This is a genomic window from Psychrobacillus sp. FJAT-21963 (genome assembly GCF_001420585.1).
Lineage (GTDB): Bacteria > Bacillota > Bacilli > Bacillales_A > Planococcaceae > Psychrobacillus.
Map to the genome: position 1 here is coordinate 106,222 of NZ_LJIY01000001.1, position 19,384 is coordinate 125,605.

Here is a 19,384-nt window from a genome sequence, read left to right on the forward strand (position 1 = left end):
ACCGGCTGTCTTTTAAATAGCAGGTGTTTTTTATCTGGTATCCGAAATTATATCATCAGTTGAGCGCATTAAGTTCTCCTAACTGTTGATGTATTTCTTTAAGTCTTTCCTTTGACTTATTAATGTCATCTTCACTCTCATCTGTCATGGCATCAAAAAGAGTCGCCAATTCATAATCCAATTCCAATTTCAAAGTTTGAATTTTTTCTTTTTCCAAGTCATTTTTACGAATAATGTGAACAACCTGTCTCATAACTAACACCCCTTCTCTTTTGAGTTGTTTCGTAATATTCGGAACTTTTTTAATAATTTATGCTGACTATAAATTATTGGCAACTTTAAAATCCTACTTACAAGATTTTTACCCATATTTGCTATAAAATAAACATAGGAATTGAAAGGAGTTATAAAATGAGCAATCAATTTTGGGAAAGTAAAGATTTTAATGTATTTCAAATAGATGGGTTAGAAAATAGAATGGAAGCACTCATCTCAAATATAAGACCAAAGTTTGAATTATTAGGTGAACGTTATAGCCTCTATTTTTCTGGTGTTCTTGGTGATGAATATTTTGCCCATGTTGCAAAACATGCAAGGCGTTCCGTCAATCCTCCAAAGGACAGTTGGGTAGCATTTTCTCCTTATAAACGAGGATATAAAGCTTTACCTCATTTTCAAATAGGACTTTGGGGAAGCCATTTATTTATTATTGTGGCTGTTATTTATGAAGCCCCAGATAAAGTTGCTATTGCTGAACGCTTATTAAAGAAAAAAGCGTTGTTCAATAAACTTCCTAAGGATTTTATTGTATCGGGAGATCATATGAAGCAGGATGCTATACCTTTAAAGGAAGCCAAGAAAACGGAACTTGAGCAATTATTGACTCGCCTTCGTGATGTAAAAAAAGGAGAGTTTCTAGTGGGTAGACATATCCCTAGGGAAGAAGCAGTTAAACTAACGGAAGAAGAATTTTTGCGAATAGTGGAAGATACTTTTGAGCAGCTTTTACCTATTTATAAAACAATGACAAATATGAAAGTAGCACGCGCTACTAAATAATTTGATAATTAGCCCCTTTTTTAAAGGGGCTTGTTTATTTTTAACTGGATGGAAAACATTTTACATAAAGTCTGTTTACATTAACCTTTTATAATGGTGCTATCATCTTTTTCTTTCATTTGTTTTATGATGGGATAACTTGCATATCCACTTTCTTTTTCAAAATCACGAAAATACGTTTTTTCTTCTGCAATAGAAGGGACTATTTCTTTAAAACGACGATACTTTTTCAATAATTCCTCTCGTTTTATACCCTTTTCATAAGCTTTTTCAATTGCCTCGAAAAACTGAACGACATCAACTATTTCTTCTGTCGACCAGTCAATGGAGAATGGATATGTATATTCCATTTCCTCAACCTCCTATAATGACCATTTTTTCCTTATTTCTGTAGCATCTGAAACCATTTGTTGAAATAATTCTTGTACAGAAGGGATGTTATTTATCAATCCGACCCCTTGACCAGCCCATCCAAATCCTTTTTCAGCGTTACCTTCATAAATGAATTGTTTGTTTGCCTCACCACTAATATAGTCCTTTAAAGCATCATATGTCGGATTTTCCTTTTCAATACTCAGAATCGTTTGGGTCCAACTACCTTTAAGCGCTCTAGCTGGAGCTCCGATCGACCTTTTAATAACTACTGTGTCTGTTTCTCCACTTTCTAATATGGCATTTTTATATGCAGGAGATGCATGTACACACTCCTTAGTAGCGATGAAACGAGTACCCATTTCGATTCCCTCAGCCCCTAATGCATGTGCTGCCATCCAACCTCGTCCGTCTGCTATTCCACCAGATGCTATTACCGGAATCGATACTGCGTCTACAACCTGTGGGATTAGTACCATAGAACCTATATCATCTCTTCCAAGGTGCCCCCCACCTTCTTGTCCGACTACCATTACTGCATCAGCACCAAGCTGCTCCGCTTTTTGTGCTTGTCTTTTTGCTGCTACCAATACTAATTTTTTAATGGACGTTTTTTCCAAAGCCTCTAATATTGGAGCTGGATTTCCACCAGTCATTGAAATAACAGGAACGTTTTCATCAATTGCCACTTGCAGCATATGTTCATAAGGTCGTCCTGTTTGTCCAATAGCAAAATTTACTCCAAATGGTTTATCTGTTAACTCTCTTACTTTTTTAATTTCCTCTCTTAATTCTTCTGGTGTTTTTAAGCTCATTGCCGTCACTTGACCGAGTCCACCTGCATTTGATACTGCCGCACATAAGTCCGAATATGCCAAGTAGGCAAGTCCACCTTGAATAATTGGATATTCTATCCCTAGTAGATCTGTTACATTTGTTTGAAAATTCATCCTATTCCCTCCCTTGATTTTAAGTGTAAAATAATTAATCACTTGAATCAATTCACAAATATTTTTATAGTAATAGAATTAACGAAGTGCTATAATTCATTTGTTTTAAAAAAAGTGTTTGAAGTTGTTGTATTATGTCAAAATTTGTAGTAATTAATGTCATTAAACTAGACAAAAAATAATATTAGAGGTGGTATGAGCGTTGTCACAATTAGAAACTCCTTTGTTCGATGCATTATTGAAGCATCGTAACCGTCATCCTATCCAGTTTCATATTCCTGGGCATAAAAAAGGGAAAGGGATGGATCCTGCATTTCGAGAGTTTGTTGGAGATAATGTACTTTCCATAGATTTAATCAATATTGCTCCTTTAGATGACTTACACTCTCCTAAAGGTGCTATAAAAAAAGCACAACATTTGGCTGCTGAAGCCTTCGGAGCAGATCATACATTTTTCTCTGTCCAAGGTACGAGTGGTGCCATTATGACGATGATTCTTACTATTTGTGGTCCTGGAGATAAATTACTAGTCCCACGAAATGTTCATAAATCTATTATGTCAGCAATCGTTTTTGCAGGAGCAATACCTATTTTTATCCATCCAGAAGTTGATAAAGTGTTAGGAATTTCTCATGGGATATCTGCTGAATCTGTTGAAAAAGCGCTACAAGAACACCCTGATGCAAAAGGTTTACTTGTTATTAATCCAACTTATTTCGGATTTGCGGCTGACTTAAAAAAAATTGTAGACATCTCACATAAACATGGGATTCCTGTAGTTGTAGATGAGGCACATGGTGTCCATATTCATTTCCATCCTTCCTTACCAATTTCAGCTATGCAAGCAGGAGCAGATATGGCAGCTACATCTGTACACAAATTGGGCGGTTCGATGACACAAAGCTCTGTGTTAAACGTAAGAGAAGGTTTAGTTTCAGCAAAACGAGTACAATCCATTATTTCAATGCTTACGACAACTTCGACTTCCTATCCACTTCTAGCGTCATTAGACACTGCTAGACGCCAATTAGCGATTCATGGGGAGGATTTAATAGGAGAGGTCATAAGGCTTGCTAAAGATACACGTAAGCGTATTAATGTAATACCACATTTGCATTGTGCAGGAGAAGAAATTTTACAAACTTCCGCTACCTTTGATATGGATCCAACAAAATTATTAATAAGTGTAAAAAACTTAGGTATAACTGGTTATGCTGCAGAATCTTGGTTAAGAGAAAATGCAAATATAGAAGTTGAACTTTCCGATTTATATAATATTCTATGCTTATTTACTATTGGAGATACGAAGAAAGAAGCAAACATCTTAGTCAATGCACTCACTAGAATGGTAGCGGCATTTGAATCTGAAGCTGTTATTGTGGAGCCATCGGTTTCTTTACCAGATATACCAGGTTTAGCGATGTCCCCACGCGATGCTTTTTATGCGAAAACGGAATCCATTCCTTTAGTTAAAGCAAGTGGGCGTATTTCTGCAGAGTTCGTAATGGTTTATCCACCTGGAATTCCTATTTTTATTCCCGGGGAAATAATTACGCAAGGGAATATCGATTATATTCAAATGAACATAGAAGCAGGGCTACCTGTACAAGGCCCCGAAGATGATACGTTAGAGATGATTCATGTGATTAGAGAACAACAAGCAATAAAATAAACACAAAAAAACAGTCTTGCCTAAGCATTAAAATCTCGTTGGCAAGACTGTTTTTTATATGATTAATGCAAATAGTGGACATATAAAAGCACCTAACACCGCACTTAGCGTCATTGATACGGAACCCATTGACAAGACCTGTTCCCCGTATTCTGATAGTTTAGCCACACCAAATCCGTGTGAAGCACCGCCTATAGAGACACCTCTACTAATCGCTTTTTCTATATGACAAATTTTAAAGATAAAAGGACCTAATAACGAACCTGTTAATCCTGCAACTATTACGAATACAGCAGTCAAAGCTGGATTTCCATCTATTGATTGACTTATTTGCATAGCTACAGGAGTTGTAATCGATTTTGATAGCAATGAAAGTATTAATTCATCGTCTAATCTTAATAATTTTGCAAATAATATTATACTAATAAGTCCTGAAAACATGGCCACAATAATACTTGTCATTATAGGGAATTTATATTTTTTTATAATGCCTCTTTGCATATATAGTGGATATGCAAGACTTACAACAGCTGGACCTAACATCGCATCTATCCACTTAGCTCCATGCATATATTGTTCATAAGGAATGGAAAGAGAACTTAATAGAATAATTAATATAATCGTAGTTGTTAACACCGGGAATAAAAAAGGAGATGAAAAACGCATATATATCTTAGTCATAAGGTAATAGATTAATATAGTGCCCAATATTATAGCGATTACATCCATTTACTCTTCCTCCTTTACTGCTTGCTTAGTCTCCAAGTATTGCCCTACTCTTCCAGAAATGATTATCGTAATAATAGTACTTATAATAACAGATAATATAAGCAACAAACCTTGGAAAGACAAAAGTTCTGGATAATTCATTACACCAACTGTGGCTGGTACAAAAAATAAGGTCAATACACTAAGTAAAAAACCAGCTCCATCTTTTATTAATGAAATTGGTATTAGTTTAAAATATAAACCGGCAAACAGTAATATCAAACCTATAATACTACCTGGAAACTTAATATGTAATGACTGTACAATAACTGTTCCTAAAAAAGAAAACATATATAAGATAAGAATTTGAAATACAACTCGTAAGTATTTAAATATATATATCAATTTAAAGCTCCTAACAATTAGTAATATGCAATATTTTACTCCTTTACGTTCCATCGGTCTATTAGAACAAAAAAACATCTGGGAGAATATATGTATCACCCAAATGTTTTAAAGATTTTTATTCGATTCCTTTAATAGAATGTGGGTCAATCAGGTCATAACCTTTTGCTCTAAAACCTTCCACAATACTAGGCAACGCACCTGCTGTCCATGAACGATCATGCATCAACAAGTTTGCACCATCAGTCAAATATTCTGTATTCAACATGATTTCTGTAAGGCTATCTGCATCCATATATTGTTTTTCCCAGTCATAGCCATACGTCCAGTTCATGAGTAGCATACCTTCACTTTGGACCAAGGATCTACTGTAATCTGTATTAACACCAAAAGGAGCTCTGAAAAATTTAGGCTTCTCTCCAGTTACTGCCTCCACTGTCTCATTTACTCTAATTATTTCTTCTCTTTGCTCTTCCTCTGAGCTATTTTTTAAATTTACATGTGTCTGCGTGTGATTGCCTATAGAAAAGCCCATATCATAGATCGCTTTTAAATTAGCTTTTTCTTCCTCTGTTTCAATAAAATGTCCATTAACAAAAAAGATGGCAGGCGCATTCAATTCTTTCAATGTTTTCGCCATTTCTAAAGCATTTTTATCTGGTGCATCATCAATTGTTAATAAAACAGCCTTCGGATTAGCGGCTCCAATAGGTTTCAATGTCCAGTTTGCTTCGTTTAATTCATAAAGTATTTCCGGTACCTCTTCTACAGGTTCCTCTTCTTGTTTTTCTGTATCTTGTACAGTCTCTTCGTCAGCTGTTACTTCAATCTTTTCTTCGCTTTCTTTTTTTACTGTCGGTTCTTCCTTTTCTGCTCTACAAGCTGAAAGTACAAGAATCAATGCTGCAAGTATTACCCATTTTGTAAGTTTCAATATGATCACCCTGCCCTTCCATATGTATTTTACCACTAAAAAAAGGATGTTGTGTAGAGTATTTCCACACAACATCCTTCAAACTATTTAGCTATTTAAACCTTTCTTTCTTCTAAATTTTGCAAAAAACTCATATACCATTGGTACAAAAATTAGAGTAAGTAAAGTCGAACTTGTTAAACCACCTATAACCGTAACTCCTAGACCTTTTGAAATAAGTCCGCTACCTTCTGCTCCGATTGCAAGTGGAATTAAAGCTCCTATAGTTGCAAGAGCAGTCATTAGAATAGGGCGTAATCTTGTCGCTCCAGCTTCTAAAATAGCTTCTCTTGTAGGGTGGCCTTCATTTTCTTTATGAATAACACGGTCGATCAATACTATGGCATTTGTTACAACAATACCTATTAACATTAGCAACCCTAACATTGCGGACACACTTAATGTTTCTCCCGCAATAGCTAATCCTACTAATGCACCAATAATCGTAAATGGAAGAGAGAATAGAATTGCAAACGGAGCAAGCCCTCCACCAAATGTGATGACTAAAATTAAGTAGACGATAGCAATTGCCGCTAGCATCGCCAATCCTAACTGTGTAAACGCTTCTGTAATGTCTTCTGTAACTCCAGAAGTATTAATTTCTACTCCTGCCGGTACATCTAATTTGTCAATTTCTGCTTGAATATCTTGAGATGTTTTAGCTACATCCTTAGCAGTTAATGTTCCTGATACACTCGCGAAAACTTTTCCTTCACGGCGATTTACAGTATCTGCACTTGTTCCTTCTTTCACTTGGACTAATTCAGAAATAGGCACCTCAATTCCAACTGGAGTCGCAACTGTTTCGTCTAATAAATCTTCCAACGAAGTCTGTTTTTCCTTTTGTTGATCAATGTATACATCCACTGTTTGTTCATCTTTTGTAATGGTTGTTAATACTTCTCGTTGGACATTTGGGTTTAACTTCATTCCAATTTGCGCTGTCGTTAAACCATATTGCGTTAACTTTTCTTTATCAACAACAAAAGTATACTCAGTGTATGATTTTGATAAACTTGTATCTACATCTTTTAAGTCTTTCTCGTCTTCCATAATAGCTGCGATATCTTCTACTACTGGTTGAATAGCCTCTTTGTTTTTACCGTATACAAAATAACTAATTTGATTACTCGATCCACTAGTTGAGAAATCTTGAGATTTCCATTCTCCTTTAACCTCAAATTCCTCAATTTCTTTCATTACATTCTCTTTTACTTTTGCAAATTCTTCCGTTTCTGGGTCGAATGTAACGAACATCAAAGAACCATTACTAGCTCCTGGAGCCATTGGATTTGCGCCACCGATAGATACTTGAACAATATCTACTTGTTCTTTATCTAGGAAATAATTTTCTACTTGTTCTACACTCGCACTAATATCATTAGCAGTTTCCCCAGCATCAGGCGTATAAGTTACATACATCATCTTTTGCTCTTCTTCAGGTAAGAAACTTACTCCCACTACTGGTATTAGGAATAAACTTGCTACTAGAACTGCAACCGCTGCAATGGATGTAATCAGCTTATGATTTAATGCACCATTCAATATTTTTTTATATCCGGCTGCAAGCTTACCTTGCGACTCTTTATGAGCCATCTTTCCATTTTCCATATTCTTTCTAAATAATGTATGAGCTAGCATTGGAACAATTGTAATTGCCACCAATAAGGAAGCAAGCAATGCAAATACCATTGTTAATGCAAATGGTAAAAATAATTCCCCTACCATACCACTAACTAACCCAAGTGGTAGGAATACCGCTATTGTTACTAAAGTTGAGGATGTTATTGGAATAAACATCTCTTTTGTTGCTTCACGAATTAAATCTTTCCCTCTTAGTTTTTCTCCAGGAAGGTTCATTCGTCTGAAAATATTTTCTACAACTACGATTGAATCATCAATTACACGAGCAATAGCAACTGTCATTGCTCCGAGTGTCATCATATTTAATGTAATATCCATTTGGTTTAATAATATAAACGCAATTAATATAGACAATGGAATGGAAATAATCGAGATAATTGTAGACTTAAAGTTTCTTAAGAACAATAGGATGACAATTATTGCAAATAATGCTCCAAATAATGCTTTGCTGACCATTGTTTCTACTGAAGCCTCTATTGGTTCACCTTGATCTAATGTTATTTGAACATCTATGCCATCAAAATCTTTTTTTAACTCAGGAATCATATCTTTTACAGCGTTTGCTACCTCAACGGTATTTGCTTCTTGCGCTTTTACTATTTGAATGGCAATTGCTTCTTGCCCATTTGTACGTGAGATAGATTCTGCTTTTCCTATAAATTCGATTTTAGCTATTTCTTGTAAGGTTACTGTAGACATTCCTGTAGGACTAACTACTGGAATTTTTAGATTTTCTAAGTCTTCTAATGTAGCTACCTTTCCATCAACTACAACCGATTGTTCCTCTTTTTCAAATTGGAATAATCCTAAAGGCATCGTTATGTTAGTACCTTGCACAATTCCTTTAACTGTAGCTTCATCAAGTCCAAGTTGAGCCAATTTTTCTTGGTCGAAAACTAAACTTACTTCTTCTACTTGTTGACCTGAAACAGCAGCAGAAGAAACACCTTCAATACCTTCAATTTGTGGAACTATAATATTTTCTACGTCATCTGTAAGTGCCTCTAAATCTTTTTCACTATTAGAAACACTCAAAGCGATAATAGGAAATGCATTTATACTAATTCTAGCAACCGAAGGATCTTGAACATTTTCGGGTACTTTTGCATTAGTTAATGCTTCTTTTACTTCCGCTTCCGCTTCTTTCATATCAATTCCGTACTCATATTCAATTTGTAGGGATGATGCATTTTGATACGAAGTGGAACTTACCGTTTTAACACCTGATAAATTACTTACTGCTTTTTCAAATGGCTCTGATACATCTTTTGCCACTTGTTCTGGTGTTGCGCCAGGGTAAACAGTAGTAACGGTTACTACTGGAATTGTAATATCAGGAATAGTTTCAAGTTTCATTTGTGTTCCTGCATAAATACCTGTCGCCGTAATGATTAACGTTAATAACCATACCGCAAGTTTATTTTTCATAACAAAGTTAATGATGGAATTCATTATTTTCCCCCGTATAGATATATTTTGACCAGTCAGTCACATTACTTTATAATAGTAATTGACCAGTCGGTCATTCGTCAACTAATAAGGAAGTAGGGGTTCATTTGCCTGACAAAAAAGTTTTAATAATTGAAAAAGCGGTAGAGCTCTTTGCTAAAAACGGTTTTGAGTCTACTTCTGTTCAAGAAATTACAGAAGCTTGCGGTATTTCAAAAGGTGCATTCTATTTACACTTTAAATCAAAAGAAAGTTTACTTTTTAGCATCTTTGAAATTTTTATTGATAGAGCAATTCAAAAGATCTCAAGCGTTTTTGAAATGGAAATATCACCGAAAGATAAACTAGAACTTTTTTTATGTATCCAATTTGAAGAAATTGAACAATACTCTGACTTCATCTTGATGCTCTTAAGAGAACAAACTAAACCAGATGAGACCGAATTGTTTGTCCTTATGCAAAAGATGGATCACCAACTTAACAACGCATTGAATACACTATTAATTGAAGTCTATGGAGAAGATATCAATAAGCACGTTGCTGATATGACCGTCATAATAAAAGGAATTATTAAAGGCTATATTGAATTAATTGTCTTATCTAATCAAAATTTTAATTTGAAAAAATTGTCAAACTTTCTTCTACATCGAATTGATTCAATAGTATTAGGGTTAACAAACCCTTTTTTAGAAGAAGATCTGTTATTAAACATTTGCTATAAAAAAACTACTTGAAGATGAACTTTTCATCTGACAAGTAGTTTTATTTTGCAAATAACAATTACATAGCTGCACCAGATCCACCATCAATGTTGACGGAAGTTCCAGTTACATACGATGCTGCATCAGATACTAAAAAAGTGATGACATTAGCAGCCTCAGATGTATCCCCAATTCTCTGAAGAGGAATAGTAGGTCCTACAACACTTTTGGAATATTCATCCCAACTTAAATCTGGTGCTTCATTTTTCCAACGCTTCTCAATTTGCTCACTTCTTATTAATCCGATGCATACTGTGTTTACACGAATATTATCTTTTCCTAAATCTTTGCTCATTGCTTTTGTTAATGCCATACCAGCAGCACGGCTAACAGTTGTTGGTAGAGAAGATACAGGAGGAGTTTTTCCTAATACTGCTGTTACATTCACAATAGCCCCTCCACCTACTTCACGCATAAATGGAATCGCTGCTTTAGATGTGTGAATGGCACCAAATAGCTTTAAATCCAAATCTGTTTGCCATAATGCAGTTTCAACAGATTCAAAAGGATTTGCTGAAGAAGTACCCGCATTATTAATCAGAATATCAAGACGACCGTAATGATCCACTGTTTTCTGAATGATGTTCTTGCATTGTTCTTCTTTTGTAATGTCAGCAGGAACAACCAAAACCTCTTCTCCAGTTACTTGCTGGATGAAATCGGCAGCTTCTTGTAAACTTTCTTCACCTCGTGCACAAAGAGTCACTTTTGCTCCTTCTTTCACTAATTGTAAAGCTGTATGTAGTCCAATGCCCTTACTAGATCCAGTAACAATTGCTACTTTACCTGTTAATCCTAAATCCATAAAATCATCTCCTTATTTTTATTACATCTCTTCTATCATAGTAACATCCTTTTTATAATTTGTTTGAAAATTACTACTATAATATCATATAAGAAAATGCTGGCTCCCTTTAAAAGCTGTCCCTCTGCAACTTTTGTAGACTCGTTGATAGGATACTAAAAAATAGATTCTATGCTTTCCTATTGTGAGGTCCCTTCTACTCTATGTTTTGGTGACTGTTTAATATTCACAACCTTCACGGAAATAAACGTAATGTTCAAAGCAACCCTAATACAATAATGATAAAAAGAGTGATTATATACATTTCAACTAACATGAAAAAACCACTCAAAGCAAGGTTGCTTTGAGTGGTTCCGAAATAAATTATTTTGAAATGATATGAATTGGGTGACCCATAACAACTTCAGCAGCTTCCATTGCTATTTCACCTAATGTTGGATGTGCGTGAATAGTCATTGCGATATCTTCAACTGTCATTCCAGCCTCAATAGCTAAACCTAGCTCAGCAATCATATCAGAAGCTCCTTGACCTACAATTTGAGCTCCAAGAAGTAATCCATCTTCTTTACGAGAAACAAGTTTTACGAAACCTTCTGCAGCATTGAGTGCAAGTGCACGACCATTTGCACCGAATGGGAATTTCCCAGCAGCTACATCATATCCTTGTTCTTTAGCTTGCGCCTCGTTTAAACCTACTGTAGCCATTTCTGGATCTGTAAAGCAAACTGCAGGAATCGCTAAATAATCTACAACAGATGATTGACCAGCAATAGCCTCAGCAGCTACTTTACCTTCGTAAGAAGCTTTGTGTGCAAGTTGAGGTCCTGCTACGATATCACCGATTGCATAGATATTACTAATGCTAGTACGGCATTGTTTATCTACTTCTAGTAATCCGCGTTCACCGAACTTAATGCCAATTTCTTCTAGACCCATTTCGTCTGTATTAGGACGACGACCTACTGTTACTAATACATAATCAGCTTCGACTTTTTTCTCTTCTCCGCCTGCTTCATAAGTTACAACAACACCATTTTCAGTTTCTTCTACACCTTTAGCAGAAGCTTTAACTGAAATCTCGACACCTTTTTTCTTAAGGCCTTTTTTAACGATTGTTGTCATTTGCTTTTCGAAGCCAGCTAAAATGTCATCGCCACCTTCAATAATTGTTACTTTTGAACCTAGGTTAGCATATGCAGAACCTAATTCGGTACCAATATATCCTCCACCAATTACAACTAAGTTCTCTGGAATCTCAGGTAAACTTAAAGCACCAGTTGAGTTAAGTACGCGTTTTGAATATTTGAATGTTGGGATTTCAACTGGGCGAGAACCAGTAGCAATAATCGCATTTTTAAATGTATACGTTTGAGCAGATTTTTCGTCCATAACACGAACAGTGTTAGCGTCTACAAAATATGCTTCACCCATTACTACTTCGATATTGTTACCTTTTAATAACCCAGAAACACCGCTTGTTAATTTTTTTACTACGCTATCTTTGAAAGCTTGTGCTTTAGAAAAGTCAATTTTCACATCAGTAGCCGTAATACCCATGTCGTCCGCATGTTTTGCTTGTTCAAAACGGTGACCAACAGAAATTAATGCCTTCGATGGAATACAACCAACGTTTAAACAAACGCCACCAATATATTCTTTTTCTACTACTAAAACTTTTTGTCCAGTTTGTGCTGCACGAATTGCAGCTACATATCCACCAGGGCCTGAACCAATTACTAAAGTATCTGTTTCAATCGGAAAATCTCCTACAACCATTTTTTACGCCTCCATTAATAATAATTCTGGACTGCTTAGCAAACGTTTAATATGGTTCAACGCATGTTGAGCAGTCGCACCATCGATCATTCGATGATCAAAGCTCAATGATAATGCTAACACAGGAGCAGCTACAATTTCACCATTTTTTATTACAGGTTTTTCTGAAATTCGACCAATTCCAAGTATTGCTACCTCTGGATGGTTAATAACTGGAGTAAACCATTGTCCACCAGCAGAGCCAATATTCGTTATAGAGCAGGAAGCACCTTTCATTTCAGAAGGTGAAAGTTTTCCTTCACGTGCCTTACCAGCAAGTGAATTAATTTCATCCGAAATAGCAAATACAGATTTTCTATCCGCATGTTTAATGACTGGAACAAGCAATCCTTTTTCAGTATCAGCTGCAATTCCAATATTAAAGTAATGCTTTTGAATTACTTCACTTGTTTCATCATCATAAGAAGTATTTAATTGCGGGAACTCACGTAATGTACTTACTAATGCTTTCACCACATATGGTAAGTAAGTTAACTTGATATTTTTTTCCGCTGCAATATCTTTAAACTTCTTGCGATGAGCAACAAGTTCCGTCACATCCACCTCATCCATTAAAGTTACATGAGGAGCAGTATGTTTTGAATGAACCATTGCTTTAGCGATCGCTTTTCGAATACCAGAGATTTTCTCGCGAGTTTCAGGGAATTCTCCTTCTATAGAAACTGGTGCAGATGTTTTTACTTCTGCTTTTGTTTCTTTTGATATTTCTTCCCCTTGTACATTACTTGAAACCTCTTCAGATTTCTGATCACCAGATAAGAATGATTCAATATCCTCTTTTAGTATTCGTCCATTTTTTCCTGTTCCAGAGACATCTGCAATATTCACTTCATTATCACGAGCAAACTTACGAACAGATGGCATTGCAATCACACGTTTGTCGCCTTTTGGATCCACTCTTGGCTGTTCTGTTGTTTCTGTTGTTTCTGTTGATTTCTCAGATTTTTCAGGAGCCTTTGTTTCTTCTTTTTCTATAGATTGACCAGCCTCAGCTGTAGATTGTACTTGTGCTTCGGTTTTCTCGTTTGCCGCTTCGTTATCATGCCCTTTAAAATGTAGATCCTCATATCCAGGAGCATCTAATCGTATAAGCACATCTCCAACGACTGCAACTGTACCTTCGCTTACTAATACTTCCGTAACTTTCCCTTTTACAGGAGAAGGAATTTCTACTACAGCTTTATCGTTTTGGACTTCGCATAAAATATCATCTTCTGCTACTTCGTCTCCTACTTTGACAAACCATTTAACGATTTCGCCTTCATGTATACCTTCACCGATATCCGGTAATCGAAATTCAAATGCCACAGTATTCACCCTTTCTTTTAAATGCTATTTATTAAAACGTTAAGACTTTTTTAGCTGTTTCTACTATATCCTTTACTCCAGGTAACCAAACTGTTTCTGCTTGAGAAAATGGAAATACTGTATCAGGAGCAGCAACTCTAAGCACAGGCGCTTCTAAGCTTAAAATAGCTCTTTCTGTGATTTCAGCTACTACGTTTGCAGCGATACCAGCTTGTCTTTGAGCTTCTTGAACGACTATTGCACGTCCTGTTTTTTCAACAGAAGCAATAATTGTTTCAATATCAAGAGGTTGAACTGTACGTAAATCTACAACTTCTACAGAGTGACCTTCTTTTTCTAGCTCTTCCGCAGCTTTAATACTTTCATGTACCATTGCTCCATAAGTGATGATAGATAAATCTGTACCTTCACGTTTAACATCCGCTTTACCTAGTGGAATTGTATATTCTTCTTCTGGAACCTCACCACGGAATGAGCGGTACAATTTCATATGCTCTAGATAAATAACAGGGTCATTATCTCGAATAGCCGAAATCAATAATCCTTTTGCATCATAAGGTGTAGATGGAATAACTACTTTTACCCCTGGAGTAGATGTCATTAATAGTTCTAAGCTATCTGCATGCATTTCTGGTGTGTGCACACCTCCACCAAATGGTGAACGAATTGTAACAGGGGCATTAAAAGATCCTCCTGTACGGAAACGCATACGAGATAGTTGTCCACTAATAGAATCCATTACTTCATAAACGAATCCAAAGAATTGAATTTCAGGAACAGGTCTGAATCCTTGAAGTGCTAGACCAACTGCAAGACCACCGATCCCAGACTCTGCTAGAGGTGTATCAAATACTCGATCTTCTCCAAACTCTTTTTGTAGACCTTCAGTAGCACGGAATACTCCTCCGTTAACGCCTACGTCTTCACCGAAGACTAGAACGTTTTCATCATTTTTAAGCTCAGTACGGAGTGCGTCCGTAATTGCTTGAATCATCGTCAATTGTGCCATCGGTTACTTCGACTCCTTCTCTGTATAGTAAGCTAATTGCTCATCTAAGTTATATGGGTTTTCTTCATACATAATATTAATTAAATCAGTAACTTTTTGTTTTGGTGCACTGTCTGCTTTTTTAATAGCTTCTTTAATTTCCTCTTTAGCTTTTTCGATTACTTCTGCTTCTTTTTCTTCATTCCATAGTCCTTTTCCTTCTAAGAATGTACGGAAACGAACAAGTGGATCTTTCTTTTCCCAAGCAGAATCTGTTTCAGACGTACGGTAACGAGTTGGATCATCTCCAGCCATAGTGTGTGGACCGTAACGGTAACAAAGTGTTTCAATTAGAGTTGGACCTTCTCCTCTAATCGCACGTTCTCTAGCATCTTTTGTCGCTACATAAACAGCTAAAGGATCCATTCCATCTACTAACACACTTGGAATACCTGCAGCAATACCTTTTTGTGCAATAGTTTTTGCTGCTGTTTGTAATTCACGAGGAGTAGAAATAGCATATTGGTTATTTTGAACAATAAATACTGCCGGTGAGCGAAAAGCTCCTGCAAAGTTAATTCCTTCATAGAAATCACCTTGTGAAGATCCACCGTCACCTGTATAAGTAATGGCAATCGCTTTTTTACCACGTTTTTGCATTCCAAGTGCTACCCCAGCAGCTTGGATAAATTGCGCACCAATAATAATTTGTGGTGGGAAAACGTTTACACCTTCTGGTATTTGATTCCCCATGAAGTGTCCACGAGAGAACAAGAAAGCTTGCCATAATGGTAAACCATGCCATACGATTTGTGGCACATCTCGGTACCCAGGTAAGATAAAATCTTCTTTTTCAAGTGCAAATTGGGAAGCTAGTTGGGAAGCTTCTTGCCCAGCAGTTGGAGCATAAAATCCTAAACGTCCTTGACGGTTTAAAGAGATGGATCGTTGATCTAGAATTCTCGTATACACCATACGGCTCATTAACTCTACTAATTCTTCATCGGATAGGTTAGGGTTTGCTTCTTCGTTAACGATTGTCCCTTCTTCGTTTAAAATCTGGAACAATTCAAACTTTTCTTCAATCTCTTGAAGCGTTTTCTTTGGATCTAACTGCGGTAATTTTTTTGCAGCCATAATAGCAACTCTCCTTTTCTTCTGTATTAAAATTTCTTATAAGACATAGTGATACAACAATATTTCATTTTTAGTATACTCAAGTTTAAATCTACGGTCAATCATATAAAACTAGGGTTTGTTTTTGCAAGAAAATTTAAAACCTTTCAAACTGTATCACTAACTATTTTTGTCTGTATTATATCAGTTTACTAATGTAACAGTTATATATAATACAAAAGGCTATCCTAATGTTTCCCATTAGAATAGCCTACTGTTTACTTTTTTTCTTCTTGCAAGGAAGTAAATATATCTTCCTTCACTTTGTTTAACTGTGTAGTAAGCTCATTAAACTTCTCTACCGCTTTCTTGACCACTTCATTCTGTTCATTCACTTCTGCAACTTTGTTTTGAATTGTTTTTACTTCTGCTTCTTCAGTAATTAGTAAGTTATATAATTCTTCTTGCAAGCTAGCAAGAGAATTATACTCTTCAGTTAAAGCATCATAGGCTGCATATCTATTTTTTAATGCTTCTTCCATTTTTTCTAAATTTGCTTTTTCAGATTCATCTTTTGTTTCGGATATTAGTGTTTGTAATTGTTTCAATTTTTCAGATGCTTTAGTAATGGAAGCTGCTTCTTTTTCTACTAAAACTAACCGTTCTTCCAAAAGTTTAGAAGTTTCACCTACTTGTTTTGTAAGCTCTTCTTTTTGGTCTTTTGTTAATTCCATCATACTTTGAAAATTAGCTTGCTCTTTTTTTTCGATTGCTATTAACTCTGATTGTACAGCTCTATAATCAGATTCAGATTCATATAATTCAGTTAAGATGTTAGATAACTTTTCTTCTGTTTGTTGACCAAAAGAGCATGCAGACAGAAATAAGATAGAGCATAGAATAACTAGATATTTCATTTTTTTCATAAAGCAACCTCCTATATTCTTAACACTATAATTGTTCTTACCTTTAAATTCAACAGACCAATCGGCTCTTTTTGTTTAGTTAATGACCTTTTTTCGATATAATAGCTATATGAATATGGAAAGGACGATTCAAATGATACTTATGAACGACATTATAAGAGATGGTCATCCCACTCTTCGTAAAAAAACTTCTGAAATGACTTTCCCTTTATCAACAGAAGATCAAAAACTTGCAGCAGACTTATTAGAATATGTTATAAACAGCCAAGATGAAGAAATGGTTGAAAAATATAAGCTAAGACCAGGAATAGGCATAGCTGCACCACAAGTGAATGCTGAAAAAAGAATGTTTGCATTACACTTAACAGATGAAGAAGACAATATTGTTAGCTTTGTTGCCGTAAATCCAAAAATTATTAGTCATTCAGTTGAAAAAACCTATATTTCTGCAGGCGAGGGCTGCTTGTCAGTAGATGAAGTAATTGAAGGTTATGTTCCTAGATATGCAAGAATTACAGCAACTGGTTTTTATCCAGATGGTAAACCGTTTAAAAAACGTTTAAAAGGATTACCTGCAATTGCTTTCCAACATGAGTTAGATCATTTAAATGGAATTATGTTTTATGATCATATTAATAAAATGAACCCTTATGCAGAAATACCCGATTCTACACCTTATGATCGAGGATAATAAAAGAGGCGCCTATCTGCTTAGTAGCTACGCTTAGGACGCTGAAAAACTCTTCGAAGGTATCAATTAGCGAGGATGTGAACAAGATTTCGTTCACATCCTCGCTTTTTATCTGGACTCGTTAATTTCCGTTCCAGGCGGACACGTTCCGCCGGCATGGCTTCAGCCGCTTCCCTTGCTTCTGCGCAAAGCTCGTCGCAAAAATTAATTTCGCTACGCTCAGTCCAGGGTCTTCACCTCATGCACCTGACGCTTCGCTTTCGGTGCAGAAAACATTTGCTATTCCGGCTGGAGTCGCCGCCTGAAACGAAAATCAACTATTATCCGTTTTTCATTTAGAAAACCATCATGCTATTAATAAGAGTAAGTTTTTTTCAATTAGTATTTATAGAAAATAGTTGTAAAAGGCGACACTCCTGTGGGAATATCGTTAGCCGAAGACCCCGCAGTTGAGGGAAGGCAACGCCCGCGGAAAGGGAGCCGTTTCAACGATTTTCTTATTTATCGGACGACATTATTTAGTAAAAGTCAAATTCTATAGTCTTCTTCAGTGCCTTCAATACACTTCCTGTAGTGTCTCATCTGTCTCGCTTTTCCCGCAGGAGTCGAGCGGATGTTTCTACAAACCTATAAAATGCTACCTTATAGTTTTTTAGTACGCAGGAAGAATAACCTTGAGGAAAAAGAAAAATGACAAAAAATCAAAGCATTGAACACGACCAATTAGCAACTTCCTATGCCTTCAGTCTTAGAGGCGCCTATCTTGGTACCTCTTTTATCTATTTCTAACTTAATTCTTCTATTCTCGGCATTGCCGACAATGCGCCAAATTTTGTCGCACAAATTGCTCCTAGCTTGTTGCCGAATGATACATATTCCTTCCATACATTTATAGTAGTAGGGGCTCCATAAAGATGAATCTGTCTTAATATCCCTGCCATAAATGCATCACCAGCACCGGTTGTATCTACAGGGTCGACTTTGACAACTGGAATGTGAATTATCTGTTCATTCATCACAATATAAGCTCCCTCTTCTCCCATTGTAATAAGAATTGTTGGTATGGAGTAATACTGCAACTTTTCAATACCCGCTTCGAGCGTATCTGTTCTTGTTAAGAAAAAAAGCTCTTCTTCTGTTAATTTTAATAAATTTACATCTGTGAAAAAAGAAATAATTGTATTTCTACATTTTTCTTCATTTTCCCATCTTAATGGTCTAATATTGGCATCAAATGATAAGAAAGTTCCTGTCTCTTTCAATGTAGCTACTATTTCTTTTGTAGTATTAAAGGCAACGGGGTGAAATAAAGTTCCCGAACAAAAATGAAAAAGAGAAGCATTTTGAAAAGCTGATTGTTCTAACGTACAGTATTCTACTTGAACATTTGGCGTTTCATCTACATACTTATAAAAAATTCGGTCATTGTCAGTGGTCAAATGAACATATACTCCACTCACTCTTTTTTCTGGAATGATTTTTGCGTAAGTAAGATCTACACCTTCTCCCGCTAGTTCAGTTCTAACAAACTCTGATGTTTCATCTTCGCCAGTCACCGTTATAAAAGACGCTGGAGCTCCTAATCTAGAGATGCCAGCTGCGACATTTACAGTAGCCCCCCCTAAAAACTTCGTGAATTGTGTATTGCTTGAATCATTTGCAATATAATCGACAAATGCATCCCCGTATATTAGTACATGTTTATTTTGCATGTTTTTCAT

The 19,384-nt window shown here is 36.0% G+C and carries 18 protein-coding genes; 4 read left to right on the top strand and 14 right to left on the bottom strand.

Going from position 1 to position 19,384, the window contains the following annotated elements; translation table 11 throughout:
* Window positions 1-55: 55 nt before the first annotated feature.
* A complete protein-coding gene (locus AN959_RS00550; protein WP_053590142.1) occupies window positions 56-253 on the bottom strand; it encodes a hypothetical protein in 198 nt (65 codons plus the stop codon).
* A gap of 158 nt (window positions 254-411) precedes the next feature.
* On the opposite strand from AN959_RS00550, the gene AN959_RS00555 reads away from it, so the two are divergent.
* Window positions 412-1,059, top strand: coding sequence for a YktB family protein (locus AN959_RS00555; protein WP_056827427.1), 648 nt, complete (start codon window positions 412-414; stop codon window positions 1,057-1,059).
* Between the two features lie 80 nt (window positions 1,060-1,139).
* Here the strand turns inward: AN959_RS00555 and AN959_RS00560 are convergent, their stop codons facing one another.
* Together AN959_RS00560 and AN959_RS00565 are read right to left on the bottom strand one after the other, a co-directional pair.
* Window positions 1,140-1,409 (bottom strand): UPF0223 family protein, encoded by a 270-nt coding sequence (locus AN959_RS00560; protein ID WP_053590144.1) that lies wholly within the window; start codon window positions 1,407-1,409, stop codon window positions 1,140-1,142.
* 12 nt (window positions 1,410-1,421) lie between these two features.
* The gene (locus AN959_RS00565; protein ID WP_056827428.1) at window positions 1,422-2,381 is read right to left on the bottom strand and encodes a nitronate monooxygenase family protein; all 960 of its coding nucleotides are present in this window, start codon (window positions 2,379-2,381) and stop codon (window positions 1,422-1,424) included.
* Window positions 2,382-2,583: 202 nt separating this feature from the next.
* On the opposite strand from AN959_RS00565, the gene AN959_RS00570 reads away from it, so the two are divergent.
* Window positions 2,584-4,053 (top strand): aminotransferase class I/II-fold pyridoxal phosphate-dependent enzyme, encoded by a 1,470-nt coding sequence (locus AN959_RS00570; RefSeq protein WP_056827430.1) that lies wholly within the window; start codon window positions 2,584-2,586, stop codon window positions 4,051-4,053.
* A gap of 54 nt (window positions 4,054-4,107) precedes the next feature.
* Here the strand turns inward: AN959_RS00570 and AN959_RS20870 are convergent, their stop codons facing one another.
* The 4 genes from AN959_RS20870 to AN959_RS00590 form a co-directional block, all read right to left on the bottom strand.
* Entirely contained in the window at window positions 4,108-4,782 is a 675-nt protein-coding gene (locus AN959_RS20870) for an LrgB family protein (protein WP_056827432.1), read from the bottom strand.
* Complete coding sequence (locus tag AN959_RS20875) at window positions 4,783-5,166, bottom strand: CidA/LrgA family protein (protein WP_256363910.1); 384 nt, start codon at window positions 5,164-5,166, stop codon at window positions 4,783-4,785.
* Between the two features lie 118 nt (window positions 5,167-5,284).
* Window positions 5,285-6,100, bottom strand: coding sequence for a polysaccharide deacetylase family protein (locus AN959_RS00585; protein WP_056827434.1), 816 nt, complete (start codon window positions 6,098-6,100; stop codon window positions 5,285-5,287).
* 87 nt (window positions 6,101-6,187) lie between these two features.
* Entirely contained in the window at window positions 6,188-9,235 is a 3,048-nt protein-coding gene (locus tag AN959_RS00590; protein WP_056827437.1) for an efflux RND transporter permease subunit, read from the bottom strand.
* A 104-nt stretch (window positions 9,236-9,339) separates the two neighbouring features.
* Here AN959_RS00590 and AN959_RS00595 point away from each other — a divergent pair, with 104 nt between their 5' ends.
* Window positions 9,340-9,966, top strand: a complete 627-nt coding sequence (locus AN959_RS00595; RefSeq protein ID WP_053590150.1) for a TetR/AcrR family transcriptional regulator — start codon at window positions 9,340-9,342, stop codon at window positions 9,964-9,966.
* A gap of 46 nt (window positions 9,967-10,012) precedes the next feature.
* Here AN959_RS00595 and AN959_RS00600 read toward each other — a convergent pair whose 3' ends face one another.
* From AN959_RS00600 to AN959_RS00625, 6 genes are all read right to left on the bottom strand, one after another.
* Complete coding sequence (locus tag AN959_RS00600) at window positions 10,013-10,798, bottom strand: SDR family NAD(P)-dependent oxidoreductase (RefSeq protein WP_056827439.1); 786 nt, start codon at window positions 10,796-10,798, stop codon at window positions 10,013-10,015.
* Between the two features lie 363 nt (window positions 10,799-11,161).
* Window positions 11,162-12,574, bottom strand: a complete 1,413-nt coding sequence (gene lpdA, locus AN959_RS00605; protein WP_053590152.1) for a dihydrolipoyl dehydrogenase — start codon at window positions 12,572-12,574, stop codon at window positions 11,162-11,164.
* Between the two features lie 3 nt (window positions 12,575-12,577).
* A complete protein-coding gene (locus AN959_RS00610; RefSeq protein ID WP_056827441.1) occupies window positions 12,578-13,942 on the bottom strand; it encodes a dihydrolipoamide acetyltransferase family protein in 1,365 nt (454 codons plus the stop codon).
* Between the two features lie 31 nt (window positions 13,943-13,973).
* Entirely contained in the window at window positions 13,974-14,951 is a 978-nt protein-coding gene (locus AN959_RS00615; RefSeq protein ID WP_053590154.1) for an alpha-ketoacid dehydrogenase subunit beta, read from the bottom strand.
* Between the two features lie 3 nt (window positions 14,952-14,954).
* The gene (pdhA, locus tag AN959_RS00620; RefSeq protein ID WP_056827444.1) at window positions 14,955-16,067 is read right to left on the bottom strand and encodes a pyruvate dehydrogenase (acetyl-transferring) E1 component subunit alpha; all 1,113 of its coding nucleotides are present in this window, start codon (window positions 16,065-16,067) and stop codon (window positions 14,955-14,957) included.
* A 257-nt stretch (window positions 16,068-16,324) separates the two neighbouring features.
* On the bottom strand, window positions 16,325-16,972 hold the full coding sequence (locus AN959_RS00625; protein ID WP_053590156.1) for a YkyA family protein: 648 nt from the start codon (window positions 16,970-16,972) through the stop codon (window positions 16,325-16,327).
* 133 nt (window positions 16,973-17,105) lie between these two features.
* Here AN959_RS00625 and def point away from each other — a divergent pair, with 133 nt between their 5' ends.
* Window positions 17,106-17,663 (top strand): peptide deformylase, encoded by a 558-nt coding sequence (gene def / locus AN959_RS00630; protein ID WP_056827446.1) that lies wholly within the window; start codon window positions 17,106-17,108, stop codon window positions 17,661-17,663.
* Between the two features lie 785 nt (window positions 17,664-18,448).
* Here def and AN959_RS00635 read toward each other — a convergent pair.
* Window positions 18,449-19,384, bottom strand: a complete 936-nt coding sequence (locus tag AN959_RS00635; protein ID WP_056827447.1) for a carbohydrate kinase family protein — start codon at window positions 19,382-19,384, stop codon at window positions 18,449-18,451.